This is a genomic window from Minwuia sp. IMCC3060, assembly GCF_029909435.1.
Lineage (GTDB): Bacteria > Pseudomonadota > Alphaproteobacteria > Minwuiales > Minwuiaceae > Minwuia.
Map to the genome: position 1 here is coordinate 1,791,823 of NZ_CP123782.1, position 25,691 is coordinate 1,817,513.

The following is a 25,691-nucleotide window of genomic DNA, read 5'->3' on the forward strand; positions in this document are numbered from 1 at the left end:
GAACAGACATGTCATTTCAGACCGACAACAAGCTGATCAAGTGGTTCGACGACCGTCTGCCGCTGGTCTCCGTGATGCATCACACCTTCGTGCAGCATCCATATCCGCGTAACCTGAATTTTGCCTATCAGTTCGGGTCGATCCTGGGCGTCATGCTGACCCTGCAGATCGTCACCGGCATCGTGCTGGCCATGCACTACACGGCGCACACGTCGATGGCGTTCGACTCGGTCGAGCACATCATGCGTGACGTCAACTACGGCTGGCTGCTGCGCTACATGCATGCCAACGGCGCCTCGATGTTCTTCATCGCCGTCTACCTGCACATGTTCCGCGGTCTCTACTACGGATCGTACAAGGCCCCGCGGGAAATGATCTGGATGATCGGTGTGGTCATCCTGCTGGTCATGATGGCCACGGGCTTCATGGGCTACGTGCTGCCCTGGGGTCAGATGAGCTTCTGGGGTGCCACGGTCATCACCAACCTGTTCAGCGCCCTGCCGGTGGTGGGTGATCCCATCGTGACCTGGCTCTGGGGTGGCTTCGCGGTCGACAATCCGACCCTGAACCGGTTCTTCAGCCTGCATTACCTGCTGCCGTTCGTGATCTTCGGCCTGGTGTTCCTGCACCTGGTCGCCCTGCACCAGAAGGGGTCGACCAACCCGCTGGGTATCGAGATCAAGGGCCCGGCCGACTATATCTCCTTCCACCCCTACTTCACGGTGAAGGACTTCTTCGGCTTCGCAGCCTTCGGCGTGCTGTTCGCGGTCTTCGTCTTCTGGTTCCCGAACTATCTGGGGCATCCGGACAACTACATCCCGGCGGATCCGCTGGTGACGCCCGCGCACATCGTGCCCGAATGGTACTTCCTGCCGTTCTACGCGATCCTGCGGTCGGTGCCGGACAAGCTGCTGGGTGTGCTGGCCATGTTCGCGGCCATCGGCGTGCTGTTCATCCTGCCCTGGCTGGATCGCAGCCGGGTCCGGTCGGCAGCGTTCCGCCCGCAGTACAAGTGGTTCTTCTGGATCTTCGCGCTGGATTGCATCGTGCTGGGTTATGCCGGCAGCCAGCCGGCAGAGGGTCCGATGCTGGTCGTTTCCCAGATCGCCACGTTCTACTACTTCTTCCACTTCATCTTCCTGATGCCGGTACTTGGCTGGTTCGAACGACCCAAACCATTGCCGACCTCCATCTCGGAGGCCGTGCTGGCAGGCAAGGCAAGCACTTCAGCCGGGGAGAACGCATGATGATCAATCGCAGCATCAAGGTTCTCGCAGGTGCCGTGCTCGGCATCGGCCTGATGACCGGCGGCGCGCTTGCCGCCGGTGACGCCAAGGAACTGAAGTCGGTCGACTGGCACCACTCCGGCCCCTTCGGCACCTATGACCGTGCCCAGGTCCAGCGTGGCTTCCAGGTCTATACGGAGGTCTGTGCGGCCTGCCACGGCCTGAAGTACATCGCCTATCGCAACCTGATGGAGATCGGCTTCAGCGAGGAGCAGGCAAAGGCCATCGCGGCGGAGAAGGAGATCGAGGATGGTCCCGACGCGGCCGGTGACATGTTCACGCGCCCGGGTCGGCTTTCCGACAAGGTCCCTTCACCGTTCCCCAACCAGAACGCGGCCAAGGCGTCCAATGGCGGTGCCTATCCGCCAGACCTGTCGCTGCTGGCCAAGGCCCGTGTCGGTGGTGAGGACTATCTCTATTCGCTGCTGAGCGGCTACGGCGAGGACAGCCACGGGCACGAGTGCCCGAACGGCACCTACAACAACCCGTACTTCGCGGGCGGGTGCCTGGCGATGCCTGCGCCTCTGGCCGACGATCTGATCGAGTATGTGGACGGTACGCCTGCCACTGTCGATCAGATGGCAAAGGATGTCTCCGCGTTCATGACCTGGGCCGCCGAGCCCAAGATGGAAGAGCGCAAGGCCATGGGCTTCAAGGTGATCATCTTCCTGCTGATCATGAGCGGCCTGCTCTATGCGGCGAAGCGCCGGATCTGGGCGCGCCTGCACTGATCGCATCTGGCACGCTGTGCCGGAGGCCATCAACGAACGGCAAAGGGGTGACGGTCCGACCGTCACCCCTTTTCTGTATCTGGAAACGGCATCACGTGGCATGGTCATCGCATGACGCCTCAAGGGTCCAGGAACGACGAATCGACGCCCGGTGTCGCGGCGGACGACGCCGGGACACCGCAGGAGGTCCTGTTGTCTGACGCGCCGGCTGTGAAACACGAGATGCACCAGGCGCTGCATGCGGACCGGGACCAGGACGCGCTGTTCTCGTCAGTTGCAGACGCGGATTCCGAGGTCACGCTGATCTCCCCCTGGGACCTGATCCTCCGGTCCTGGCGGCTGTTCCTGATCAACCTCGATGTCTTCCTGGCGCTGATGTGGCGTCCCTTTGCCGCGACCGCGCTTGCCGCATTCGGTGCGGTCGAGCTGGTTCCGGTCATCGGTGTCGATATTGCCACCCTGGGCTATACGCTGGTGGCCCTGGTCGTTGTGGTTCCCGTCATCACCGCCTGGCACCGGATGATCCTGCTCGGGTCCGACAATCCGGAGGCACGCGTCAACTACAGGGTCGGCGGCGCGGAATGGGCCTATCTCAAGGGCGCGGCACTTCTCTATGGCCTCGGCTACGTGATCGGCCTGGTGGTGGAGCAGATCTACGGCCCCTTGCTCGGTGGCCCGTTGCTCTGGGCCGCGCGGGAAGGGCTGGATGTCGGTGACGTCATCGCACGTTACGGTCAGGCGGGCGTTCACTGGATCGCGGTGGCGCTGATCGTGGGTTTTCTGGTCGCGCGCTTCTTTCTGGTGCTGCCCGCGGCCGCGATCGGGATGCCGTTCAGCTTCTCGCAATCCGCAGCCGCGACACGGGGACAGGGTGTGCGGCTTGTCCTGGCCTATCTGCTGGCCAGTCTTCCGGCCTTCATTCTGGCGTTCCTGTTCGATTCACCACAGACCGTGCTGTCCGGCGCCAGCAACACCGATGTGCAGTTCCTCGACCTGGTGCTCGCGATCCTGCCCCGCATCCTGCTCTACACCATCGCGGTCGGCATCCTGTCACTGGCGTTCGAGCAGCTTGTTGGCGTACCAAAGCGGGTGCGCCGGAAGCTGATGACGGATACAGATTCGATCCCGGCTCCGTTACCGCCGCGGCAATGATGGCCATCCGCAACAGCAGACACAAAGACAAGAACTGGGAGTGAATGCATGACCGAGAGTGAGACTGTCATTGGCGTCCTTGGAGGCAGCGGTGTCTACGGCATGGACGGCCTGGAGGATACCGAGTGGCGACGTGTGGAAAGCCCGTTCGGCACACCGTCGGATGAACTGCTGTTCGGTCGCCTGCACGGCGTCCAGATGGTCTTTCTGCCGCGTCACGGACGCGGCCACCGGATCAGTCCGACCGAAATCAACTATCGCGCCAACATCGACGCGCTGAAACGCGCGGGCTGCACCGATGTGATCTCCGTCTCCGCCTGCGGCTCCTTCCGGGAGGAACTGGCACCAGGCAGTTTCGTCATCGTTGACCAGTTCATCGACCGGACCTTCGCGCGGGAGAAGTCGTTCTTCGGCAGCGGTCTCGTGGCGCATGTCTCCATGGCCGACCCGGTCTGCTCCCGCCTTGGCGACGCGCTCGAACAGGCGGCGACCGAGTGCGGCATCGAGCATGCGCGGGGCGGGACCTATCTGGCGATGGAGGGGCCGCAGTTCTCCACCCGCGCCGAGAGTTTCCTCTATCGGGACTGGGGTTGTTCGGTCATCGGCATGACGAACATGCCGGAGGCGAAACTGGCGCGCGAGGCCGAGCTCTGCTACGCGACCGTCGCCATGGTGACGGACTACGACTGCTGGCGGGAAGGTGACGCCCATGTGGATGTGGAGGCGGTGCTGACGATCCTGCACGGGAATGCGGACAAGGCGCAGAACCTGATTTCCGCCGTCGCGCCGAAGCTTGCCGGTCACCGTCCCGCCTGCACTGCGGGCTGCGACCGGGCGCTGGAAGTCGCCCTGATCACACCGCCGGATGCCCGCGACGATGCCATGGTGAGCCGGCTTGATGCGGTTGCCGGCCGCGTTCTTTCCTGACCGGGGGGCAACAGCGCATGACCAACGAGATCCGCGACCGTATCCGCACCATTCCCGACTATCCGAAGCCCGGGATCATGTTCCGCGACGTGACGACGCTCTGGAACGATGCCCGTGGTTTCCGCACTGCCATCGACCTGCTGGTCCAGCCCTATGCCGGGGTCCGGATCGACAAGGTGGCGGGTATCGAAGCCCGCGGCTTCGTCATCGGCGGGGCTGTCGCGCACCAGCTTTCGGTCGGCTTCATTCCGATCCGGAAGCAGAACAAGCTGCCCGGCAGGACGATCGGGGAGGACTATGACCTGGAGTACGGCACCGACCGGGTCGAGATCCACGATGATGCGATCAGTGAAGGGCAGAACGTGCTGGTCGTCGATGACCTGCTGGCCACAGGTGGCACGGCGGAGGCTGCGGTGAAGCTGATCCGCCGGGCAGGGGGGACAGTGGTCGGCTGCTGCTTCATCGTTGATCTGCCCGACCTTGGCGGCATGAAACGCCTGCAGGACATGGGCCTGAGTGTCATGGCCCTTTGTGCCTTCGAGGGCGAATAGGTCCATGAGTGCGCAGAAGAACGTTTCAGGCGTGCTGCGCGGCATCGACCACCTGGTCCATGCCGTCGATGACCTGGAAGGCTGCGCCGACGCCTTTCGCAGGCTCGGCTTCACCCTGACCCCACGGGGGCGGCACCGCGACATGGCGACCGGCAACTACTGCATCATGTTCGCCGATGACTACATCGAACTGATGGGCATCATCGACCCCGACCTGCCGGACCGGGGGCTGCGGGATCGCATGGCGGCACAGGGGGAGGGGCTGGACCGCTGTGCCTTCGCCGTCGAGGATGTGGATGTCGCCTTCACGACCCTGAGTGCTGCCGGATTCAACGTGAATGGTCCGATCGACCTGCGCCGCCCGCTCGAACTGCCGGAGGGCGAGGTTGAACCCCGGTTTCGCCTGATCCGGTTCGACGGCGGCGAAACGCGCCTGCTGAACGGTTTCATCTGCTACCACGACACCCCGGAAATCACGCGGCGACCCGAATGGCTGATCCATGCGAACGGTGTCACCCGCATCCTGGGGCTGGTCGCGGTTGCGGCTGATCCGGCCGCGCTTGGTGCAGCGTGGGCGCGGCTGCTGGGCGCTGATGCGATCCACGAAACGGCAACCGGGATCACGATGCAGGTCGGACCACATTGCGTCGAGATCGCACGGCATGACGCGGTACAGGCCATGCTGCCGGGCCTGTCGGCAAATGATGTTCCTGCCATCGACCGGATGCTGGCCATGCGGCTCGCCGTTTCCGATAGTGCCGCGACGCGGGATGTGCTGACCGCGAATGGCGTTGCATTCTCTGATCAGGCAGACGGATCGGTCTTTGTCCCGCCCGCGGCAACCGGCGGGACCGTGATCATCCTTGTTCAGGAGGGGTACTGAGGGTGCCGGAGAGCCCAACCCTCATCACCTTTGTCATAGCGTCAATGCTCGTCCTGCTGATTCCGGGCCCCAGTTTCATCTATGTCCTGACGCGGAGCCTCGGTCAGGGCTGAAAGACGACCGCCATTGGACGGTCGGTCATTCGTCTATTGTCGCGGCGGTGGCATGCGCTCGAACAGCGGCAAGGCGTCAGGAAGCTGGTGAAACGGCTGGCGGTCAATGCAGAAGATCGCCAGCCGCGGCTGATCATAGAGGGACGGATCGTCCAGCGTGCCTGCCTTCAGGACCAGCAGGCTGCGCATGTCAGGGCGTCGTGTGGTGATGTGGGTGCCACAGGTGCCACAGAAATCCCGCGTGACGGCGGCATGGATGTCATCGCGCTGAAACGTCTGCGGTGCGCCGAGAACGTAGCGGAAACCTTCAATGGGCATCAGCATGAAGTAGTTGGGCCCACCCCCCGAGAAGTACTGGCACTCGCGGCAGTGACACTGTGCACGCAGCACCGGCTCCCCCACCGCCTGATAGCGCAGCGCGCCGCAATAGCATCCACCTTCAAGGGTCATGTCGGCCTCCGTTTCTGATGCGCCGCAGTCTGGTGTGTCGACCGACAGTGTCCTAGTGTCAGAAATGACATTTAAGAGGCTGAAAATGACAAACTCCATTGATGCACCCATCCGGGTGGCATTGCTTGAGCCGCCCATGTGCATGGAAACAAGTCTCGCCCTCTCGCGCGACGTGCTGGCGACGGCAAACAAGGTGGCCAGGGGGCTGGGCATCACATCGCCGTTTGATGTGGTCCAGACCAAGGTGGAACATGTCAGGACAGGCGGTGACATCGCGGACGTGGTCGTGCTGCCCGGATTGGGACTGGACACCGCAAGGGAGGTCGAGGATTCCCTTGAAGGCCCCGAGATCGTGGCCATCGTCCGGGCGCTGAACTGTTTGCGCGGGCCACAGACAATTCTCGCGACATCCTGCACGGGCGTATTCGCTTTCGGGCAGGCCGGGCTGATCGATGGCCGGCAGGTAACGACAACCTGGTGGCTTGCCCCGCTGCTTCAGGCCCGGTTCCCGAAGTCCCGGCTTCGGGCAGGTGATCTCGTGATCCAGGACGGCAGGATCGTTACTGCAGGCGCCGCACTGGCGCATGTCGACCTGATGATGCACCTGGTCGAGAGTCTGGCGGGAGCAGGTATCGCGGATGCCTGTCGCCGATACCTGGTCGTCGACGCGCGAAGCAGCCAGATGCCCTATACCTCGACCGCGACGCTGGTGGCGGCCGACCCGGCGTTGCGAAAGGCTGAACTGTTTGTGCGACAGAACATGAGCCGGCCCCTCGGTGCAGCCGAGATCGCCGCTGCCTCTGGATTGGGAATGCGCACATTTGCCCGTCGGATGGGACGGGTAGCGGGGATGACGCCGAACCATTTCCTGCAATCCATTCGTGTCAGCCGGGCGGTGCGCCTGGCCTGTACCTCGGCACGTTCGAACGACGAGATTGCCGTCAGCGTCGGCTACTCCGACGCGGCATCGCTGCGCCGTGCGGTGAAGCGCATGACAGGCATGACACTTGAGGAATTCCGGCGGAGGCGAGTTCGGGATGGCTCCTCCAATTCCGCGGGCATACTATCTCGGTGAAACGCAAGAAATGCCCGGGGAGGGGCCACGATCATGTCCGAATTCGAAACCGTCCTGTACGAACGCCCCACTGAGCATGTGGCGCGTATTGTCCTCAACAGACCTGATGCCAGGAATGCCCAGAACACGCAGTTGCTCTACGACCTGAACGCGGCGTTCGACAAGGCGGCACGCGATGATGAGGTGAAGGTGATCATGCTTGCCGGAAACGGCCCGCATTTCTCCTCCGGCCATGACCTGCGGGAAGCGAACAGCTACGACAACATGGACGACCATACGACGGTCGGTACCTGGTGCGGCTGGCACTGTGCCGGCGCAGAGGCGCAGATGGCGCGGGAGAGGGAGATCTACATCGGTTTCTCGGAGCGCTGGCGCAATATCCCCAAGCCGACAATTGCCGTCGTGCAGGGAAAGGTCATTGCCGGGGGATTGATGCTGATCTGGCCCTGCGACATCATCATCGCCGCTGAAGGCTCCATGTTTCTGGACAATACGGTCGGCATGGGCGTCGGCGGGGTCGAGTACTTCGGTCATCCCTGGGAGGTAGGCGCACGCAAGGCGAAGGAGATGCTGTTCACTGCGGACTGGCTTTCGGCTGAGGATGCGCGGGCGCTGGGGATGGTGAACCACGTTGTTCCAGGCCCGGAGCTGGACGGTTTCGCACTGGATATGGCTGAACGGATCGCTGCCAAGCCCCTGTTCGCGCTGAAACTGGCAAAGGAGGCGGTCAATGCTGCGCAGGACTGTTCAGGGCGCCAGAATGCCATGCAGACGGCATTCGCGCTGCATCATGTTGCACACAGCCACAACATGCAGGTTCATGGGATGCTGATCGATCCGACAGGCCTTGCACCGGCGGTCAAGGGAAAGGAAAGGAAATAGCGATAGTCTTCAGACTTTCGTTTCGGATGGTGAAAGACAATCTCGACGCCAGATAGCACATTCTACCTGTCTGATCGGGCAGCGCTGACTCCTCTCTATTGCGAGTTCCGTGACCGTGACAGTGAAAGCCGATTTCTGCAGACCCGCCGCACGATGGGGCAGCGGAAGCTGCGCTTCATCGCGTTGACCGTGCTGTGCGCGGTGGGGCCGCTTGAGGTCGTTGACTACCTGAAGCTGGGATGGTCAACCGAACTGCTCATGATCACCATGACCAGGTCTGTCGTGGTCCTGATGGCTGCCCTGGTCCTGTTCGTGACGTTCCGGGATGTCAGGTTCCGACAGGTGATTGCAGCGGTCTTCCTGCTCGGCAGCGCGATTCTCGTTCAGGTGGTGATGAATTCCATCGTCTACAGCGAGGATCAGAAGGGTATCCTCCTGCAGCAGGTACTGGTCAGCGTCTTCGGATTGATCTTCTATCCGTTGTCACTGCGGATCATGGTTCCGGCAATCTTCGGTTTCAACTTCGTCTTCTTCGGCAGTCTGCTGGTCCAGCAGGGCGGGGCCGATCCTGAAGTCCTGCGCATGATTGTCTGGGGCGGTGTGGCACTGATGCTGGGGCTGTTCACGGCCCGGCAGGTGAATCGCGCGGAGCGCCTCAATTATCTTGAGTTGCGACGTCGCGACATCGCGGAGGCCCAGTTGCTCGCGGCGCGCCAGCAGGCCGAGGACGCGAGCCGCGCGAAGTCCGAGTTTCTCGCCAACATGAGCCATGAACTTCGTACCCCACTGAATGCCGTGATCGGGTTCTCCGAGATGATGAGCCACCAGATATTCGGCCCCCTCGGCAACGACCGGTACACTGAGTACGTCAAGGATATCGGGGCCAGTGGCAGGCATCTGCTGTCACTGATCGACGAAGTCCTGTATTTCACGAAGATCGAAGCCGGTACGCAGGAACTTCGGTTTCAACCGATCGACCTTGGCAAACTGTCCGACGAGACCGTTCGCATGCTGGTGCCACAGGTGCTGGAGGCTGGGCTGGTGATCCAGGTGCATCTGGCAGAGGAGCCGGTCATCGTCCGCGCGGACACGCGTGCCATGCGGCAGATCCTGCTGAATCTGGCGTCGAACTCCATCAAGTTCACTGATCCGGGTGGCCAGATCGACATCCACGTCGGTCGGACTTCGGCCGGATTGGGCTTCGTGCGGATAGAGGATACCGGCGTCGGAATCCCGCTGTCGCAGCAGGAGCGGATCCTGCGGCCGTTCGAACAGATCGAATCGAGCGACACGCGGTCCCGCCCGGGGTGGGGCCTGGGCCTGTCCATCGTCTCTGTTCTGGTACGGCTTCACGACGCCCGGATGAACATCGTGAGTGCGCCGGGTCAGGGGACGAGCATTACCATCACGTTCCAGGAAGTGGCGGGCTGACGGCCGGCGACGGGAACCTGTTGCAGTCTGTATTGCGAACGATTATTATTTGCATATTGACCGCACTGACAGGGGACCGCCATGGGTACCATCGTGGCCATACAGCCACCACACACGCGCCTGGCCATTCCGGACCTCGGGGAGGCGGATCGCCTGTTTCTCTGGATGATCAGGACCTGGGTACAGGGCCTGAACCAGAGCATCGAGGTCGATCACGAGATCGAGGCCGGCCTGCTGGCGCATCGCATTCCGGAAGCCCTGACCGCCTTTGATGGCTTCATGATGTCGATTGCTACATGTGCCCGACGCAATATCGACATCCAGCTGCGACGGTCCACGGCGATCAGTACGGATGAAGTCATCCTGCTTCGCGCCTTTGGCGCCGTGGGCTCAGGAATGCGCGCCCTTTCCGCAAGCGTCCTCTCCTTGCTGGTCGACGGAACCGGTCGACGTATCGCGACGGACAATCTGGAGCGGCTGGCGGATCATTTTGCCGGTGCGGCACTGGTGCCGACGCTTTTCATGAAGCCGGAACGCCCGACGGTCGGGGCAGGCACCTGGCACGGAAACACGATCACCGGAAGGCTGACCGCCGGGAGTGTCCCCGATGTGCTCTAGCCACGCGCTGCGCCTGGCCTGCCCGTTCGGCTGGCTGATGGACAGGCTTCTCGGGTGATCCTGCGCGACTGTCAGACGTCCGCGTCAATGAACAGGCGGTGCCAGTGTTCCAGGGCCATGAGCGCGCGGACTTCACGGGTATTGTTGCGGCTACCCTGGATATGGCTTTCCAGCAGTAGGCGGACTGTATCGGGCTGGAACAGTCCGCGATCGTTGAACTGGTCCGACAACAGCATTTCGCGGGCATGACCCGCCAGATCCTGTTTCAGCCACTCGCCTACCGGCACGGTGAACATCTGTTTCGATCGGTCGGTCAATGCGCTGCCAAGCAGCGGACGCACCGTGTGTTTCAGGATGTGCTTGGTGCGGCCCTGGCTCAGTTTCAGCTCTGCCTGCATGCGGAAGGCGAGTTCAACGATCCGATAGTCCAGGAACGGCGTCCGCGCCTCCAGTGAAACGGCCATGCCCATCCGGTCCGGCTTGACCAGATTGTTGCCGGGCAGCAGCAGCAGGGCATCGAGATAGAGCGCGCGCGTCAGGTGATCGAATTGCGGGACATCCGCCAGATGACCGGCAATCAGATCGTGCGTCGACAGACCGGCAACGGCCTTCGCCGCGCCGCGGGCATACAGATCCGCATCCAGCGTGGCTTCCGGGAAAAGTGTCAGTGCGCTGTCGGTATAGGTCCGTGCAAAGCTGGCGTCGTCGCCGAATGTGGCATCGGGACCGAAGAAGTTCAGATACTTGTCGTAGCCCGCGAACAGTTCGTCACTGCCGTCACCGGTCAGGACCATCTTGGTCTCTGCGGCCGCCAGTTCGGCCACCCGCAAGGTCGGCATGAAGGAGACGTCGCCGTGCGGTTGCTCCAGATGGTGCAGCACATCCGGCCAGCGCCCCAGCATGCGCGGGGAGACGATCTCGTGGCGGTGATTGGTGCCGAAGCGACGGGAGACAGCGTGCGCATGCCGCGTCTCGTCAAAGCGCTGATCCTCGAACCCGATGGAGAAGGTATCGACCGGGCGGGACATGTGCATCGCCATCAGCCCCGTGACCGTGCTGGAATCGATGCCGCCCGACAGGAAGGCACCAAAGGGCACGTCCGCCCGCAGCCTGATCCTGACCGAATCATCCAGCAGGGCCAGCAGTTCGGCAGAGGCATCGGCCAGCTTCATCGGTTTCGGTTCGATGTCCGACAGCCGCCACCAGCGGTCCTCCACCGTGCCCGTCGGACTGATCGACAGGCGCCCGCCCGGCGGGATGTGCCGAATGCCTTCGAACGCAGTCAGGGGCGGGGGAACATAATTCAGGACCAGAAAGTGATGCAGTGCCTCCCGGCTCGCGACAGGCCGGACACCGGTCGCGAAGATCGGCTTGATCTCGGAGGCGAAGGTGAGGCGCGTGCCGTTGTCGTGCACGTAGAGCGGCTTCACCCCCATGCGGTCGCGATAGAGGTGCAGCACAGGGCGATCCCCGCGCCCGTCGTGGACCGCGATGGCGAACATGCCGTTCAGATGCCGCACGAAGTCGACGCCGTCCCGCAGGTAGAGTGCCAGCAGGACTTCGGTATCGGAATGGGTCCGCAGGGCGATGCCATCCCGTCGCAGCATCTCCGCCAGCTCGACGAAGTTGAAGATCTCTCCGTTCTGCACGACGGAGACCTTGCCCTCCGCTGCCGTCATCGGCTGATGGCCGCCCTCGATGTCGATGATCGACAGACGCCGGTTGCCGATTGCGCCATGGCTGAAACGGACATGACCGCTGTCATCAGGTCCCCGATGGGTCAGCAGGCGGTCCATCTGAAGCAGGTCGGCGTCAGGCAGCGCAGCGCCGGATCGGTCGAAATAGCCGTAGATACCGCACATCAGGCCTGCCCCCTGTCCGTCGCCTTGCGACGAACGATCCGCTCCACCGCCGCCACTAGACGCAGCCGGTCATTCTCGGCCTCGTCCGCGCTGCGCCGGGCCAGGCGTTCGACAGCTCGTCTGATACGTCCGATCTCGCCCTGCCAGTCGAATGGCCCCGTCGCACGTTCCTTGAACTTGCGTGACAGCATGACGGATGTGGAACCGAGCCGGATATGCTCCGCCAGGATCATCTCGGCATCCAGATCACCATGGCCAAGCCGTGCCATGCCACCGAAGCCGAAAGGTTTCCCGACCGCTTTCGTCACCATGGCCAGCCGTTCGACCGTGCCATCGGCAAGCGGCTGAAACATGAAGCTGTCGCCCCTGTCGAGGTGCAGGTCGTTCAGGCCGATATAGATGGCCTCGACGCCATCGAGTGCCGCGATCTGTTTCAGCGCCTCCGCCGAGGCCACGGTCTCGATCAGCGGCACCAGGGGCAGGCGCCCGGCTATCGCCCGACACATGGCGGCGGCATCCGAGGCGCTGCGGATCATCGGCAGCATGACCTGCTGTACGCCGGCCGCCAGAACCGTCTCAAGCTGCTCCGGGGCCAGATCCGGCCAGGGGTCGGTCCGGACAAGGATATGGGCACCCGGAAAGGCATCACGGTAGCGCGCGATGTCGTCCGTCGACTGCGTGCTGATCCAGGTGCCGGTGCCCTGGCGTGCCTGCTTGCCCGCGCGCTCCAGATCCAGGAACAGCCGGTCGACACCTGCGGAAAGTGCCGCCTTCGCCATCTCGGGCGATTCCGGGATCAGCATCAGATGCATCATGCTTCGAGCACCTGGCGCAGGGTGGCAATGACCCGGTCCTGATCCGCCTCCGACATGCCGGTCCCGGACGGCAGACAGAGTCCGGTCAGGAACAGCCGGTCACTGACCGACTGGTGTTCGTCGTGGGCATAATAGGGCGCGTCCTGAAACAGCGGCTGCATGTGCATCGGTTTCCACACCGGTCGGGTCTCGATCTCGTGCTGCTGCAGCCGTCGCATGATGGTGTAGGGATGCATGCCGATGGAGTCGGGTTCGAAGGTACAGACGGACAGCCAGCGGTTGCTGCGGCTCCAGTTCGGTTCCGGCATCCAGTCGACGCCGGGTACGTCATGCAGTCCGTTGCGATAGCGTTCGAAGATGGCGCGGCGCTGCTCCACCCGCTCCGGCAGCAATCGGAGCTGCCCGCGCCCGATGCCCGCCAGCACGTTGGAGAGGCGGTAGTTGTAGGCCATCTCGCTGTGCTGATAATGCGCTGCCGGGTCGCGTCCCTGGGTCGCGAGCCAGCGTGCGCGGTCCAGGGCCTCCAGATCGTTGCTGACCAGCGCGCCACCGCCTGAGGTCGTGATGATCTTGTTGCCGTTGAAGGAATAGATGCCAAAGCGGGCGAAGGTGCCGCTGGGCTTGCCCCGACAGGTCGCGCCGAGGCTCTCGGCCGCATCCTCGATCAGGGCCACGTCGTGTGCCGCGCAGATCCGGCCAATCGCGTCATAATCGGCGCTTTGTCCGTAGATGTTGACGCAGATGACGGCCTTCGGCGGTCGGCCCTGCCGTTCGGCATCCTGCAAGGCCCGCTCCAGCGCGTCGGGGCTCATGTTCCAGCTTTCCGGCTCGCTGTCGATGAAGACCGGTCTTGCACCCTGATACAGGATCGGGTTGCAGCTCGCGACGAAGGTCAGGCTGGAACAGAACACCGTGTCTCCCGGTCCGACGTCGAGCAGCCGCAGCGCCAGATGGATCGCTGCGGTTCCTGAACTCAGCGCCACCGCGCCGCCGACCCCGACCAGTTCGGCCAGTTCACGCTCGAAGGAGTCCACATGCGGGCCGACAGGTGCGATCCAGTTGGTGTCGAAGGCCTCCACCACCAGCTCGCGTTCCTCCGCCCCCATGTGCGGGGCGGAGAGCAGGATCGGTGCCTGCATGTGCGAAAGATGGAACAGGCCGACAGGGCGACCCTGGTCGTCAACGACCGGCAGGTGGATCAGGCCGCCCGAGTTCATGAACTGGCGCGCCGACGCGCTGGAAGTGCCCTCCGGCACGGTCTTGGGTGTCACGGGCGCCAGTCCCGAGAGTGTCTGGTTCAGGTCATCGCTGACCATGATTGCCCGCCGGATGTCTCCGTCAGTGATGACCCGGATCAGGTGATCTGCCGCATCGGCCATCAGCAGGCACCCGAGCCCACCTGCGTCCAGTCTCTGCAGGGCCTCCCGTACCGGTGTTTCCGGCCGCACCAGCAGCTTTCCGATATCCGTGATCATCAGGCTCGTGCCTCCTGATGGCCATGGCGTGTACCGGCAATGACCAGCGTCGCGATCAGAATGAACATGCAGATCCACCATCCCAGCCAGATCGAGTGTGCGGCGCCAAAGGCACCAAGACCCATGGCGATCAGTGCGGTCACGGTCGCGCGCTGTCGGTTGGGCAGATGCAGGGCCGCCAGGTGCAGCGCGGCGATCATCATCACCGCGGCCAGTGCGCCAAGAAGCCCGATATCCTGCCAGATCTGCGCGAAGATCGAGTGCGGATGCCAGAGATGATCCATCTTGTAGTAGTCACCCGGCCCCGAGTAGGTCGCGTTCAGCCGCTCGAACTCCAGGCCGTGACCCAGAATCGGGTGATTGCGCACCGTATCGACCACCGCAGTCCAGATCTCGAACCGTTCAAGCAACTTGTACTCAAGCAGACTGGATCCATCCAGGCTGGCCAGCAGCGCCGCGTTGATCGCCGGGAAGGCCAGCGGCGACAGCAGCATGAAACCTGCCGTCACGCAGAACATCACCAGCACACCGGCCTGCCGCGTCAGATGGCAGAACACATAGACAAGTATGCCGATCACACCGATCAGCTGAGAGGTCTCGCTGATGGTCATGAAGGACAGGATCAGGACCAGCAACAGGGCGAGGGGGAACTTCCAGCCGGGGCGCGTGATCGCGACCAGCGTGGCAACCGACAGGGTCATCACGACCCAGAAATCGTTGAACCGCGCCATGAACAGGTCCGGTGTCAGTGCCCAGGCCGTTGCGAGCAGCCCGTCCGGTGTTTCGAGATTGCGCGAGAAGACGGTCCTGATCCGCAGCAGCAGGTGATCGCTGAGCAGGTCGAACAGGGCAATGGCGACACCGACGGCGATGCCCGCGACGAGTGCCCTGACGATCAGCCTGCGCGCACCGGGCAGTGCCGCGGCCAGCAGAACAAGGGGGATGCCGGGCACGACGGCCATGGCGCTTCGGATCGCAAGTTCCTGCATCCGGTCCGACTGTTCAGGCAGTGCCGACCAGAGCGGGCTCAGCAGGCCGAGCACCATGATGGCCACCAGTCCGCCAAGCCCCAGCCAGACGGCCCTGTGGGAGAAGGCATTGGCCACCGCACCACGATGCTTGAGCAGCCATGGCAGGGACAGGACAGCCGCACCACCGGCGAGCCAGGCGATGCCGCGGTCGGCCACGAACGCCAGCCAGGGGATCAGGAAGGCCGAGAGGCCGAGGCCCGTCAGGGCGAGGGGGCGGGTCATCTCTGTGCTTCAGGACTCGGGTGGCAGCGCATAGGTACCGGTCACATGCGCCACCGGGTCCGCCATGCCGTCCGAGAACAATGAAACTTCACCCACAGCGAGACGGCGACCCAGTTTCAGCAATCGCACTTCCGCAATGATGTCCGCCGGGGTTGGCAGGCGCAGGAAATTCATGGTGATCGATGTGGTGACCGACTGGGTCTTCGGCCCCACCATGGCCATGACCGCAATGTAGAGACCAACATCCGCCATCCAGAACAGCGTCGGGCCAGAAACAGTGCCGCCGGGTCGCAGATGCGTTTCATTCACCGGCATGCGCAGGCGCGCCGTCATGTCCCCGGCCTGCTCGATCACCATGCCCAGATGGCTGGATTGCGGGAACTCCCGCGCCAGCAGGTCCGTCAGTTCATCGGGTGTCATAACGGCGGCCATGGCCTGATCTCCGGCGCTGTGAGCATGTCATGCTGACTTGCCCGAGGGGGCATGGTCAGTCAAGCGCGACGGTTTCGCCGGGAACAATGGCCGCGGTGGTTTCACGAACCGCCGAAACCGCCTATATGCAGCGCCATGGAGCTGGATCTGAACATCGCTAGGCCCCGTTCGGAAACCCGTGTGGTGGTTGCCATGTCCGGGGGCGTCGACTCCTCGGTGACTGCGGCAATGGTGAAGGCGGCCGGTTACGACACCGTCGGGATCACCCTGCAGCTCTACGACCATGGTGCCGCCGTGGAGCGCAAGGGGGCCTGCTGCGCCGGGCAGGACATCCTCGACGCGCAGCGCGTGGCGGAACGGATCGGCATCCCGCACTATGTGCTGGACTACGAGAGCCGTTTCCGGGACGCGGTGATCGACGATTTCGCCGACAGCTATCTGCGTGGCGAGACCCCGGTGCCCTGCATCCGCTGCAACCAGACCGTCAAGTTCCGCGATCTGCTGCAGACCGCGCGGGATCTGGGCGCGGACGCCCTCGCCACGGGCCACTATGTCCGCCGCGTGACCGGTGAGGGCGGAGCCGAACTGCGGGCAGCGGTCGATGACAGCCGGGACCAGAGCTATTTCCTGTTCGCCACCACGGCTGAGCAGCTTGAATTCCTGCGCTTCCCCCTCGGTGACCTGCCGAAGTCCGAAGTGCGGGCGCTGGCAGAGCGGTTCGACCTGCCCGTGGCCGCGAAGCCGGACAGCCAGGACATCTGCTTCGTGCCGAACGGCGACTATCGCCGGGTGATCGAGAAACTGCGCCCCGACGCCCGTGTGCCCGGCAACATCGTCGACCTGTCCGGTGCGGTACTGGGACAGCATGACGGGATCATCGGCTACACCATCGGTCAGCGGAAGGGCCTGGGGCTGGGCGGAGAGGCGGGCGGCCATACGGAACCGCGCTTCGTTGTCCGGCTGGACCCGTCACGGGCGGAGGTCGTCGTCGGCCCGCGGGAGGCGCTGGCCTGCGCCAGCCTGACGGTGAATGAACTCAACTGGCTGGGGGACGAACCGCTGCCGGTCGAGGGCAGGGCGGTCATGGCCCGCATCCGCAATACTGCCGACGCCGTGCCAGGCCGGTTGATCCCGGCCGGCAACGGCATGGCGACGATGCAGTTCGCTGCGCCGGAGTTCGGGGTCTCGCCAGGTCAGGCCTGTGTCTTCTACGATGATGACCGGGTGCTGGGTGGCGGCTGGATCGTCGAGGCGGAAAGCGCAATCGCCGCCTGACACCTGACAACTGCACCTGGCGACAGGCTGGATCAGGGATCGTCATTCATGCGCTTCACGTTCGATCAGATACGGACCTTTCTGGCCGTCGCACAGGCCGGCGGCGTGCGCCGCGCCGCGGAGACGCTGCATCTGACGCAACCGGCCGTCACCGCCAGGCTCAAGGGGCTGGAGGAGGCACTGGGTGTCACCCTGTTCGACCGCAAGGCCGGGATGGCGCTGACCAAGGACGGCATCGCCCTGGTCGGCTATGCCGAGCAGTTCCTGAAGCTGAACGACCTGATCCAGCGCGATGTGGCGCGCCCCGACAGTATCGACCAGCTGTTCCGCATCGGCGTGTCGGAGACCATCGTGCAGTCATGGCTGCCGGAGTTCATTGCCGAGCTGCGAGCGGCCTTTCCCCGGCTGTCGGTGGAGATCGACGTCGACATCTCGCAGAACCTGCGCGACCGGCTGCTGGCCAGTGCCATCGATTTCGCGATCCTGATGGGTCCGGTCTCCAACTACCGTGTGGAGAACGTGCATCTGCCGGACTATCCCATCGCCTGGTTCTGTGCACCCGGCCGGATCGGAGGCATGAGTGCGGAGGAGATATTCCTGTCGTCGCCGGTCATCACCTTTGCCCGCGATACCCGGCCCTTCCGCGTCCTGAAGGAGGTCATGCTGGAACGCTATGGCCCCGGGGTGGTGCTCTTCCCGTCCTCCTCGCTCTCGGCCTGTTTCAGGCTGGTTGCATCGGGCCTGGGCGTCGGTGCCTTGCCCCTGGCGCTCGCCGATCAGGCGCTGAAGAGCGGCGAGATCGAGCGTTTCGATCCCGGCTGGAGCCCGGAACCGCTGGCTTTCACCGCATCCTACCTCGGCGCGCCGGAAAGCGCCGTGGGCGGACAGGCTGCCGAGATAGCGCGGCGTATCGCGGAGCGCTATGATCAGAATTCCTGATCAAATTTGATCCAAAATTGAAATTTGATCGAATGGAGCCCTGCACCTTACCGTTGTGCTGCGTAACGGAAGGGAACAGGGGACATGGCGGTGGCGGAAACGTTCGAGGGGCTGAAGGGCGCTGGTGTCCAGGGGGTGCGTGCCGCGATACGCAGCGGCAGATACACTGGACACACTGCCGGTCTCGCAGCGGGCAAGCTGCAGACCAACCTCGCCATCCTGCCGCGTGCCATGGCCGGTGACTTCCGGACGTTCTGCGAGCGCAATGCCCGTCCCTGTCCGCTGGTCGGTGTGACGGAACCGGGCAGCCCCAATCTGCCGGCACTGGGTGACATTGACCTGCGCACCGATGTGCCAGCCTACAACATCTATCGCGACGGCCGGCTGACCGAGACGGTCAGCGACGTCTCCGCATTCTGGCGCGACGATCTCGTCGGGTTCGCCCTGGGCTGCTCCTTCACATTCGAGCATGCGCTGATGGCGGCGGGTATCCCCATGCACCACATCGATGCCGACCGGACCGTGCCGATGTACCGGACCAATATCGCGACCGAGGCGGTCGGCCCGTTTGGCGGCGGCATGGTGGTGTCCATGCGCTATATCGCGGCGGACCAGGTTGCCCGCGCCATCGAGGTGACTGCGGCCTTTCCATGGGCACATGGTGCCCCCATTCATCAGGGCGACCCGGCGGAGATCGGTATCGCCGACCTGCAGGTGCCGGACTGGGGCGACCCACCCTGTGGGCCGGAAGGGGTGCCCGTGTTCTGGGCCTGTGGTGTGACCCCCCAGAACGCACTGACCAACGCACGACCGGAGATCTGCATCACCCATACGCCAGGCCGGATGCTGATCACCGATATCGACGACCAGACGAACGCGATCCTCAACTGAAGTCTCAAACAGGGAGAACAAGATAATGAAAAGAATCGCAACTCTCGCCGCCGCCCTCGCGGTGACGGCAACCGCTGCACTGGCCGATGGGCCGGTCGTGGTGAAGGCTGTTGGTACCTGGGGCAGCCTGACCAACTACCAGAAGCACGAAGGGCCGTTCTGGAACGAACGGATCGCCGCCGTGTCCGGTGGTTCGATCATTGGCGAGATCAAGCCGCAGACCGAACTGGGCCTGAAGGGTTTCGAGATCATGCGTCTGGTGAAGAACGGCGTGTTCGACTTCGCCTTTGGCCTGCCGGGCTATGTGGCGGCGGAGAATGCCATCTTCGAAGGTGCCGATCTCTCTTCCGTGACCCAGGACATCGCGACCCAGCGCAAGGTGGCGGAAGCCTATTTCCCGACCCTGGAGGAAGCCTTTGCCAAGTACTACAACGCGAAGCTGCTGACCCTCTATCCGTTCCCCAGCCAGACGCTGTGGTGCAATGGCGAGGTCAACGGCATCGAGGACCTGAAGGGCAAGAAGATCCGGGTCTATGCCACGACCCTGGGTGATTTCGTCGAGGGCGTGGGTGGCACCTCCGTCACCGTGCCCTTCGCCGAGGTCATTCCGGCGCTGGAGAAGGGCGTCGTCGATTGCGGCATCACCGGCACCATGTCCGCCTACAAGGCGAAGTGGCACCAAGTGGCAACGCATGCCTACACGCTGCGTGTCGGCTGGGGCCTGGCCTTCGGTGCCATGAACATGAAGAAGTGGAACGCCCTGTCGGCCGAGCAGCAGAAACTGCTGACCGACGAGATCGGCAAGCTGACCGATGAGATGTGGGCCGAGACCGCGACCGAGGACGAGGTGGCGATCAGCTGCATCACCGGCGGCAAGTGCGACATCGGCGAACCCGGCGCGATGGTGCTGGTGGAACCGTCGGCTGCGGACCTGGCGCTGCGCGACAAGGTCGCCAACGAGGTGGTGCTGGCCCGGTGGGCGGAACGTTGCGGTGCCGAGTGTGCATCGAACTGGAACGCCACCGTGGGCAGCCTGCTCGGACTGACGGCGAAGGCCAACTGATCCAGCCTTCGTTGCCGTGACTCCGGCAATCCCCTTGTCTCCTCCCCGGGGATGGCCGGAGTTCTCTGCCACACCTCCAGCGGGGTACCTCAGATGCTGCGCCTGATAGATGCCACTCACCGCTTTTCGCGCCTGCTGGTCTGGATCGGCGGCGGGATGATCCTGCTCTCCGCCCTGCTGGTCACGGTCGAGATCTTCGTCCGCAAGTTCGCGGGCGTCAGTATCGGCGGTGCCGACGAGATTTCCGGCTATGCCTTCGGCGTGGCCACCAGCCTGGGCCTTGCCTTCGCGCTTTTCGAACGCGCCCATATCCGGGTCGATGCCATTTTCCTGCTGCTCCCCGGACCGGCGCGCACAGGTCTGAACTTCATTGGCCTGGCCCTGCTGACCGGCTTCGCGGGCATCATCGCCTGGATGGGCTGGGGCATGGTCGCGGACACACTGGCCCACGGGTCGCGCTCCATCACGCCAATGCGCACGCCGCTGGCCATTCCCCAGATACCTTGGCTGGCCGGCTGGATCTTCTTCGTCCTGTGCGGGGTACTGCTGTTCGTCGGGGCCATCGTCGCCCTGCTGCGGCGCGACGGCGCCGGTGCTGATCGTCTGATCGGGGTGAAGACCCTGGACGAACAGATCGAAGACGAGACAGCCTGATGCTCACCAAGACACTGGTCATCCTGCTCGCCCTCATCGCGCTCGCGGTGCCGGTGGCTGCCGCCCTTGGCTGGCCGGGTCTCACCCTGCAGTACATGGAAAGCCCGATGCCGCTGCATCGTGCGCTTGGCGACATGGTCTGGCAGACCGGCACGGATTTCATCCTTGTGGCCATCCCGATGTTCGTGCTGCTGGGCGAGATCCTGCTGCGCTCCGGCATCGCGGAACGCATGTACGAAGGCATCGTGAAGTGGCTCGGCTGGTTGCCGGGCGGCCTGATGCACGCGAACACGGGCTCCTGCGCGCTGTTCGCCGCCACCTCCGGTTCCTCCGTTGCCACAGCCGCCACCATCGGCACGGTCGCGATCCCGCAGATCGAGCGGCGCGGCTACAACGAGCGGCTGTTCCTCGGCACCATCGCCGCAGGCGGTACGCTGGGCATCCTGATCCCGCCATCGATCAACCTGATCCTTTATGGGCTGCTGACCGACACATCGGTGCCGGAGCTCTACCTCGCGGGCTTCCTACCGGGCTTCCTGCTGGCGGCGCTGTTCATGGTGACGGTGATCGTGCTGTGCCTCTATCGCCGTTCATGGGGCGGGGAGCCGATCAGCGTGACCTGGGCAGAGCGCATTGCCGCGCTGCCGGCGCTGCTGCCGCCCATCGGGATCTTCATCGTGGTTGTCGGGTCCATCTACGCCGGTCTGGCGACGCCGACCGAAGCCGCGTCGCTGGGTGTCGTTGCCGCACTGATCCTGGCCGCGTCCAACCGGACACTGACCCTGTCGATGCTGCGCAGCGCGCTGGAGGGCACGATGCGGACGACATCGATGATCATGCTGATCATCTTTGCCGCCGTGTTCCTGAACTTCGTGCTGTCGATCATCGGCCTGACCCAGGCACTGGCGGACTTCGTCACCGGTCTGGGCCTGACCCCCATGCAGACCATGCTGATGCTGATCGCCGTTCTGGTCGTCATCGGCTGTTTCATGGAAACCCTGTCGATGCTGCTGACCACCGCGCCGCTGATCACGCCGATCGTCGTGGCGCTGGGGTTTGATCCGGTCTGGTTCGGCATCCTGCTGATGGTGCTGCTGGAAACGGCACTGATAACACCCCCCATCGGCATCAACCTTTATGTCGTGCAGGGCGTTCGCGACAAGGGACCGCTGTCCGACGTCATGATCGGTGCGGCTCCCTTTGTTCTGACCATGTTTGCAATGATCGCAATGCTGCTGATCTTTCCCGAGATCGCACTCTGGTTGCCCGGACTGTTCTATTAAGGTCCGGGACCATGTGCGCGGGAATCACGGCAGGCGAGATGATGAAGGAGATGAATTCCATGTGGCAGTTCTGGGTCGATCGTGGCGGGACCTTCACCGATATCGTCGGGCGTCGTCCTGACGGGTCGGTGGTGACGCACAAGGTCCTGTCGGAGAACCCGGAGCGGTACCGTGATGCCGCCGTTCAGGGCATTCGCGACCTGCTGGGTCTCGGCCCGGATGATCCCATCCCCTCCGACCAGATCGAGGCGGTGAAGATGGGGACCACCGTCGCCACCAATGCCCTGCTTGAGCGGAAGGGCGACCGTTGCCTGTTCGTGACCAATCGCGGCTTCCGCGATGTGCTGCGCATCGGTTACCAGAACCGCCCGAACCTGTTCGCGCTGAATATCGAACTGCCGGAGATGCTTTACGACAGCGTGATCGAGGTGCCAGGCCGGGTCGATGCGGCCGGTGAGGAACTGGAGGCACTGGACCTGGACACTGCGCGGCAGGAACTGCAGGCCGTGTTCGACGATGGAATCCGGGCTGCGGCCATCGTGTTCATGCACGGCTACCGCTATCCGGCCCACGAGAAGGCCGTGGCCGATCTGGCCCGGGAAATCGGCTTCACCCAGGTTTCCACCAGCCACGAGACCAGCCCGCTGATGAAGATCGTCAGCCGGGGCGACACCACCGTGGTCGATGCCTATCTGTCGCCGATCCTGCGCCGCTATGTCGATCAGGTGGCGAGCGAGCTGGGCGATGTGCGGCTGATGTTCATGCAGTCGAACGGCGGGCTGACCGACGCCAACCTGTTCCAGGGCAAGGATGCGATCCTGTCCGGCCCGGCAGGCGGCGTCGTCGGCATGGTCCGCACCGCAGAGATGGCGGGCTTCGGCAAGGTCATCGGCTTCGACATGGGCGGCACCTCCACTGACGTGTCCCACTATGACGGCACGTTCGAACGGGCCTTCGAGACCAATGTGGCCGGGGTCCGCATGCGCGCGCCGATGATGCTGATCCACACGGTTGCCGCCGGTGGTGGCTCGATCCTGCATTTCGAGGACGGGCGCTATCAGGTGGGGCCGGACTCCGCCGGGGCCAATCCGGGACCGGCCTGCTATCGCAAGGGCGGACCACTGGCGGTCACGGACTGCAACGTCATGCTGGGCAAGCTGCAGCCGGATCATTTTCCGCATGTCTTCGGCCCGAATGGCGATGAACCGCTGGACGCCGAGGCCGTGCGGCAGAAGTTCGAGGAACTGACGGCCCGCATCTCGGCGGAGACCGGCGACAGCCGGACCCCGGAGCAGGTCGCGGCAGGCTTTCTGGAGATCGCGGTCGAGAACATGGCCAATGCGATCAAGAAGATCTCCATCCAGCGTGGCTACGACGTGTCCAAGTACGTCCTGAACTGCTTTGGCGGGGCAGGGGGGCAGCATGCCTGCCTGGTGGCCGACAAGCTGGGCGTCGAGACGGTGCTGCTGCACCCGCATGCCGGTGTGCTGTCCGCCTATGGCATGGGCCTGGCCGACACGCGGGCGCTGCGCGAACGCGCGGTTGAACTGCCGCTGGACGACGCCGGTGTGGCGGAGGTCGGTCGCGTCCATGATGCGCTGGCCACGGAAGCGGAGAAGGAACTTCTGGCGCAGGACATTGCCGCGGAAGTGATCGAGACCCGGCGCGGCGCGCTGGTGCGCTACGACGGCTCCGATACCGCGCTGGCCATCGCCTTCGGCAGCCTGGAAGAGACGAAGCAGGCCTTCGAGACCGCGCATCGCCAGCAGTTCGGCTTCACCAGCCCCGAGAAGACAATCATCGTCGAAGCGGCAACGGTGGAGGCCATGGCCCCCGGTGATGTCATCGACGATCCGGAGAGCGACGGTGTCGCCAACGAACCGGACCGCATCGCCGAGGTCTCGTCATGGATGGCGGGCGAGGAGCACAGGACCGGTGTCTTCGACCGTGAGACGATGCAGCCGGGCGCCACGATCAGTGGTCCGGCGATCATTCGCGAACCGACCTCGACCACCGTCATAGAACCGGGCTGGCAGGCTGAACTGACGGCGAAACGGCATCTGATCGTGCGCCGGGTGGAGGCGCGCAGCAACGCCCGCGCCATCGGCACCGAAGCCGATCCGGTGATGATGGAGATCTTCAACAACCTGTTCATGAACATCGCCGAGCAGATGGGCGTGGTGCTGGAGCGCACGGCCTATTCGGTGAACATCAAGGAGCGGCTGGACTTCTCCTGCGCTGTCTTTGATGCAGCGGGGGAACTGATCGCCAATGCGCCGCACATGCCGGTGCATCTCGGCTCCATGTCGGAATCCATCAAGACCGTTGTCAGGGAGAACGCGGCGACGATGAAGCCCGGCGACGTCTACATGCTGAACGCGCCCTACAACGGCGGCACGCATCTGCCTGACGTCACCGTCATTGCCCCGGTCTATGACGATGCGGGGGCAGAGGTGCTGTTCTATACCGCATCGCGCGGCCATCACGCCGACATTGGCGGCAAGACGCCCGGCTCCATGCCCCCCGACTCCACCAATGTGGAGGAGGAAGGTGTGTTGCTGGACAATGTGTTGCTCGTCGATGGTGGCAAACTGCTTGAACAGGAAACCATCGATCTGCTGAGCTCCGGCAAGTATCCGGCGCGCAATCCGCACCAGAACATGGCCGACCTGGCCGCCCAGATTGCCGCCTGCGAGAAGGGCGCGCGGGAACTGCGGCGCATGGTGGAGGATTTCGGCCTCGACGTGGTGCGGGCTTACATGGGCCATGTGCAGGACAATGCGGAGGAATCCGTGCGCCGCGTTATCGACGTGCTGCACGACGGGGAATTCAGCTATCCGATGGACGATGGTTCCGTCATTCAGGTGAAGGTCAGTATCGACCATGATGACCGCTCCGCCGTGATCGACTTCACCGGCACCTCCGAGACCCACCCCACCAACTACAACGCGCCGACGGCGGTGGCCTATGCGGCGGTGCTCTATGTCTTCCGCTGTCTGGTGGATTCGGAGATCCCGCTGAACGGCGGCTGTCTGAAACCGCTGAAGGTCATCATCCCGGAGAAATCCATGCTGCGTCCGGTCTATCCGGCCGCCGTCGTGGCCGGGAACGTGGAGACCAGCCAGTGCATTACCGACTGCCTGTTCGGTGCGCTGGGGGTCATGGCGGCCGCGCAGGGCACCATGAACAACTTCACCTTCGGCAATGAACGCCATCAGTACTACGAAACCATCTGTGGCGGGGCAGGGGCCGGGCCGGACTTTGACGGCACCAGTGCGGTCCATACCCATATGACCAATACCCGCCTGACCGACCCGGAAGTGCTGGAATTCCGCTATCCCGTGATCCTGGAGCATTTCCACGTCCGCACCGGATCAGGCGGCAAGGGCGCACACCATGGCGGCGACGGCACCGTGCGCCGGATCCAGTTCCGGGAGGCAATGACGGCCTCCTTCCTCTCCAGCCATCGCAAGGTCGCACCGTTCGGCCTGAACGGCGGTGAAGACGGGGCCGTGGGCAGGAACTTCGTCGTCCGCGCCAACGGCGACACCGAACAGCGCCCCGGCTGGTCGATCGCAGACCTGAACCCCGGCGACGCCATCATCATCGAAAGCCCGGGGGGCGGGGGATTCGGGTCTGCGTGAAGCCTC

At 63.8% G+C, this 25,691-nt stretch carries 23 protein-coding genes; 17 read left to right on the forward strand and 6 right to left on the reverse strand.

Features of this window, described 5'->3' with window-relative positions:
- Positions 1-8 precede the first annotated feature (8 nt).
- The 6 genes from QGV54_RS08495 to QGV54_RS08520 all read left to right on the forward strand — a co-directional run bounded on the left by QGV54_RS08495 (position 9) and on the right by QGV54_RS08520 (position 5,530).
- Entirely contained in the window at positions 9-1,247 is a 1,239-nt protein-coding gene (locus tag QGV54_RS08495) for a cytochrome b N-terminal domain-containing protein (RefSeq protein ID WP_281017277.1), read from the forward strand.
- On the forward strand, positions 1,247-2,017 hold the full coding sequence (locus tag QGV54_RS08500) for a cytochrome c1 (protein WP_281017276.1): 771 nt from the start codon (positions 1,247-1,249) through the stop codon (positions 2,015-2,017). Before QGV54_RS08495 ends, QGV54_RS08500 begins: the two co-directional genes overlap by 1 nt.
- Positions 2,018-2,209: 192 nt before the next feature.
- Complete coding sequence (locus QGV54_RS08505) at positions 2,210-3,169, forward strand: hypothetical protein (RefSeq protein WP_281017275.1); 960 nt, start codon at positions 2,210-2,212, stop codon at positions 3,167-3,169.
- A 48-nt stretch (positions 3,170-3,217) separates the two neighbouring features.
- The gene (locus QGV54_RS08510; protein WP_281017274.1) at positions 3,218-4,096 is read left to right on the forward strand and encodes an S-methyl-5'-thioadenosine phosphorylase; all 879 of its coding nucleotides are present in this window, start codon (positions 3,218-3,220) and stop codon (positions 4,094-4,096) included.
- A gap of 17 nt (positions 4,097-4,113) precedes the next feature.
- Positions 4,114-4,647, forward strand: a complete 534-nt coding sequence (locus QGV54_RS08515; RefSeq protein WP_281017273.1) for an adenine phosphoribosyltransferase — start codon at positions 4,114-4,116, stop codon at positions 4,645-4,647.
- Positions 4,648-4,651: 4 nt separating this feature from the next.
- Positions 4,652-5,530 (forward strand): VOC family protein, encoded by an 879-nt coding sequence (locus QGV54_RS08520; RefSeq protein WP_281017272.1) that lies wholly within the window; start codon positions 4,652-4,654, stop codon positions 5,528-5,530.
- Positions 5,531-5,676: 146 nt separating this feature from the next.
- On the opposite strand, the gene QGV54_RS08525 is transcribed toward QGV54_RS08520, so the two are convergent.
- On the reverse strand, positions 5,677-6,093 hold the full coding sequence (locus tag QGV54_RS08525) for a GFA family protein (protein ID WP_281017271.1): 417 nt from the start codon (positions 6,091-6,093) through the stop codon (positions 5,677-5,679).
- Here QGV54_RS08525 and QGV54_RS08530 point away from each other — a divergent pair.
- The 4 genes from QGV54_RS08530 (at position 6,092) to QGV54_RS08545 (ending at position 10,099) form a co-directional block, all read left to right on the forward strand.
- Positions 6,092-7,168 (forward strand): helix-turn-helix domain-containing protein, encoded by a 1,077-nt coding sequence (locus tag QGV54_RS08530; protein WP_281017270.1) that lies wholly within the window; start codon positions 6,092-6,094, stop codon positions 7,166-7,168. The genes QGV54_RS08525 and QGV54_RS08530 overlap by 2 nt on opposite strands.
- Before the next feature lie 33 nt (positions 7,169-7,201).
- Positions 7,202-8,050: an enoyl-CoA hydratase gene (locus tag QGV54_RS08535; RefSeq protein WP_281017269.1), complete on the forward strand. Its 849-nt coding sequence runs from the start codon at positions 7,202-7,204 to the stop codon at positions 8,048-8,050.
- Between the two features lie 153 nt (positions 8,051-8,203).
- The gene (locus QGV54_RS08540) at positions 8,204-9,481 is read left to right on the forward strand and encodes a HAMP domain-containing sensor histidine kinase (RefSeq protein WP_281017268.1); all 1,278 of its coding nucleotides are present in this window, start codon (positions 8,204-8,206) and stop codon (positions 9,479-9,481) included.
- Positions 9,482-9,562: 81 nt separating this feature from the next.
- The gene (locus QGV54_RS08545) at positions 9,563-10,099 is read left to right on the forward strand and encodes a hypothetical protein (protein ID WP_281017267.1); all 537 of its coding nucleotides are present in this window, start codon (positions 9,563-9,565) and stop codon (positions 10,097-10,099) included.
- A gap of 71 nt (positions 10,100-10,170) precedes the next feature.
- Here QGV54_RS08545 and asnB read toward each other — a convergent pair whose 3' ends face one another.
- From asnB to QGV54_RS08570, 5 genes are read right to left on the reverse strand one after another with little or no spacing between them, the layout of a single operon-like run.
- Positions 10,171-11,961, reverse strand: a complete 1,791-nt coding sequence (gene asnB / locus QGV54_RS08550; protein WP_281017266.1) for an asparagine synthase (glutamine-hydrolyzing) — start codon at positions 11,959-11,961, stop codon at positions 10,171-10,173.
- A complete protein-coding gene (locus QGV54_RS08555; RefSeq protein ID WP_281017265.1) occupies positions 11,961-12,776 on the reverse strand; it encodes an aldolase/citrate lyase family protein in 816 nt (271 codons plus the stop codon). Before QGV54_RS08555 ends, asnB begins: the two co-directional genes overlap by 1 nt.
- Positions 12,773-14,251, reverse strand: coding sequence for an aminotransferase class I/II-fold pyridoxal phosphate-dependent enzyme (locus QGV54_RS08560; protein WP_281017264.1), 1,479 nt, complete (start codon positions 14,249-14,251; stop codon positions 12,773-12,775). The genes QGV54_RS08555 and QGV54_RS08560 overlap by 4 nt, the downstream gene beginning before the upstream one ends.
- Positions 14,251-15,504, reverse strand: coding sequence for an O-antigen ligase family protein (locus QGV54_RS08565; RefSeq protein ID WP_281017263.1), 1,254 nt, complete (start codon positions 15,502-15,504; stop codon positions 14,251-14,253). Before QGV54_RS08565 ends, QGV54_RS08560 begins: the two co-directional genes overlap by 1 nt.
- A gap of 9 nt (positions 15,505-15,513) precedes the next feature.
- Positions 15,514-15,936, reverse strand: coding sequence for a PaaI family thioesterase (locus tag QGV54_RS08570; protein ID WP_281017262.1), 423 nt, complete (start codon positions 15,934-15,936; stop codon positions 15,514-15,516).
- Positions 15,937-16,071: 135 nt separating this feature from the next.
- Here QGV54_RS08570 and mnmA point away from each other — a divergent pair, with 135 nt between their 5' ends.
- The 7 genes from mnmA (at position 16,072) to QGV54_RS08605 (ending at position 25,685) form a co-directional block, all read left to right on the forward strand.
- Positions 16,072-17,211, forward strand: a complete 1,140-nt coding sequence (gene mnmA / locus QGV54_RS08575) for a tRNA 2-thiouridine(34) synthase MnmA (protein ID WP_281017261.1) — start codon at positions 16,072-16,074, stop codon at positions 17,209-17,211.
- 48 nt (positions 17,212-17,259) lie between these two features.
- Positions 17,260-18,150 (forward strand): LysR family transcriptional regulator, encoded by an 891-nt coding sequence (locus tag QGV54_RS08580; protein WP_281017260.1) that lies wholly within the window; start codon positions 17,260-17,262, stop codon positions 18,148-18,150.
- Positions 18,151-18,234: 84 nt separating this feature from the next.
- Positions 18,235-19,041 carry a putative hydro-lyase gene (locus QGV54_RS08585; protein WP_281017259.1) on the forward strand — a complete coding sequence of 269 codons (807 nt, stop codon included), beginning with the start codon at positions 18,235-18,237 and terminating at the stop codon, positions 19,039-19,041.
- 25 nt (positions 19,042-19,066) lie between these two features.
- Positions 19,067-20,104 carry a TRAP transporter substrate-binding protein gene (locus tag QGV54_RS08590; protein ID WP_281017258.1) on the forward strand — a complete coding sequence of 346 codons (1,038 nt, stop codon included), beginning with the start codon at positions 19,067-19,069 and terminating at the stop codon, positions 20,102-20,104.
- A gap of 93 nt (positions 20,105-20,197) precedes the next feature.
- Complete coding sequence (locus tag QGV54_RS08595) at positions 20,198-20,758, forward strand: TRAP transporter small permease (RefSeq protein WP_281017257.1); 561 nt, start codon at positions 20,198-20,200, stop codon at positions 20,756-20,758.
- Positions 20,758-22,041: a TRAP transporter large permease gene (locus tag QGV54_RS08600; protein ID WP_281020135.1), complete on the forward strand. Its 1,284-nt coding sequence runs from the start codon at positions 20,758-20,760 to the stop codon at positions 22,039-22,041. The genes QGV54_RS08595 and QGV54_RS08600 overlap by 1 nt, the downstream gene beginning before the upstream one ends.
- 41 nt (positions 22,042-22,082) lie before the next feature.
- On the forward strand, positions 22,083-25,685 hold the full coding sequence (locus tag QGV54_RS08605) for a hydantoinase B/oxoprolinase family protein (protein ID WP_281017255.1): 3,603 nt from the start codon (positions 22,083-22,085) through the stop codon (positions 25,683-25,685).
- Positions 25,686-25,691 lie beyond the last annotated feature (6 nt).

Excerpts from the sequence above, each read along its gene's own strand:
- QGV54_RS08495 (WP_281017277.1), top strand. The coding sequence starts at position 9 with ATGTCATTTCAGACCGACAACAAGCTGATCAAGTGGTTCGACGACCGT.
- QGV54_RS08500 (WP_281017276.1), top strand. The coding sequence starts at position 1,247 with ATGATCAATCGCAGCATCAAGGTTCTCGCAGGTGCCGTGCTCGGCATC.
- QGV54_RS08510 (WP_281017274.1), top strand. The coding sequence starts at position 3,218 with ATGACCGAGAGTGAGACTGTCATTGGCGTCCTTGGAGGCAGCGGTGTC.
- QGV54_RS08515 (WP_281017273.1), top strand. The coding sequence starts at position 4,114 with ATGACCAACGAGATCCGCGACCGTATCCGCACCATTCCCGACTATCCG.
- QGV54_RS08520 (WP_281017272.1), top strand. The coding sequence starts at position 4,652 with ATGAGTGCGCAGAAGAACGTTTCAGGCGTGCTGCGCGGCATCGACCAC.
- QGV54_RS08530 (WP_281017270.1), top strand. The coding sequence starts at position 6,092 with ATGTCGGCCTCCGTTTCTGATGCGCCGCAGTCTGGTGTGTCGACCGAC.
- QGV54_RS08525 (WP_281017271.1), bottom strand. The coding sequence starts at position 6,093 with ATGACCCTTGAAGGTGGATGCTATTGCGGCGCGCTGCGCTATCAGGCG.
- QGV54_RS08535 (WP_281017269.1), top strand. The coding sequence starts at position 7,202 with ATGTCCGAATTCGAAACCGTCCTGTACGAACGCCCCACTGAGCATGTG.
- QGV54_RS08540 (WP_281017268.1), top strand. The coding sequence starts at position 8,204 with ATGGGGCAGCGGAAGCTGCGCTTCATCGCGTTGACCGTGCTGTGCGCG.
- QGV54_RS08545 (WP_281017267.1), top strand. The coding sequence starts at position 9,563 with ATGGGTACCATCGTGGCCATACAGCCACCACACACGCGCCTGGCCATT.
- asnB (WP_281017266.1), bottom strand. The coding sequence starts at position 11,961 with ATGTGCGGTATCTACGGCTATTTCGACCGATCCGGCGCTGCGCTGCCT.
- QGV54_RS08555 (WP_281017265.1), bottom strand. The coding sequence starts at position 12,776 with ATGATGCATCTGATGCTGATCCCGGAATCGCCCGAGATGGCGAAGGCG.
- QGV54_RS08560 (WP_281017264.1), bottom strand. The coding sequence starts at position 14,251 with ATGATCACGGATATCGGAAAGCTGCTGGTGCGGCCGGAAACACCGGTA.
- QGV54_RS08565 (WP_281017263.1), bottom strand. The coding sequence starts at position 15,504 with ATGACCCGCCCCCTCGCCCTGACGGGCCTCGGCCTCTCGGCCTTCCTG.
- QGV54_RS08570 (WP_281017262.1), bottom strand. The coding sequence starts at position 15,936 with ATGGCCGCCGTTATGACACCCGATGAACTGACGGACCTGCTGGCGCGG.
- mnmA (WP_281017261.1), top strand. The coding sequence starts at position 16,072 with ATGGAGCTGGATCTGAACATCGCTAGGCCCCGTTCGGAAACCCGTGTG.
- QGV54_RS08580 (WP_281017260.1), top strand. The coding sequence starts at position 17,260 with ATGCGCTTCACGTTCGATCAGATACGGACCTTTCTGGCCGTCGCACAG.
- QGV54_RS08585 (WP_281017259.1), top strand. The coding sequence starts at position 18,235 with ATGGCGGTGGCGGAAACGTTCGAGGGGCTGAAGGGCGCTGGTGTCCAG.
- QGV54_RS08590 (WP_281017258.1), top strand. The coding sequence starts at position 19,067 with ATGAAAAGAATCGCAACTCTCGCCGCCGCCCTCGCGGTGACGGCAACC.
- QGV54_RS08595 (WP_281017257.1), top strand. The coding sequence starts at position 20,198 with ATGCTGCGCCTGATAGATGCCACTCACCGCTTTTCGCGCCTGCTGGTC.
- QGV54_RS08600 (WP_281020135.1), top strand. The coding sequence starts at position 20,758 with ATGCTCACCAAGACACTGGTCATCCTGCTCGCCCTCATCGCGCTCGCG.
- QGV54_RS08605 (WP_281017255.1), top strand. The coding sequence starts at position 22,083 with ATGAAGGAGATGAATTCCATGTGGCAGTTCTGGGTCGATCGTGGCGGG.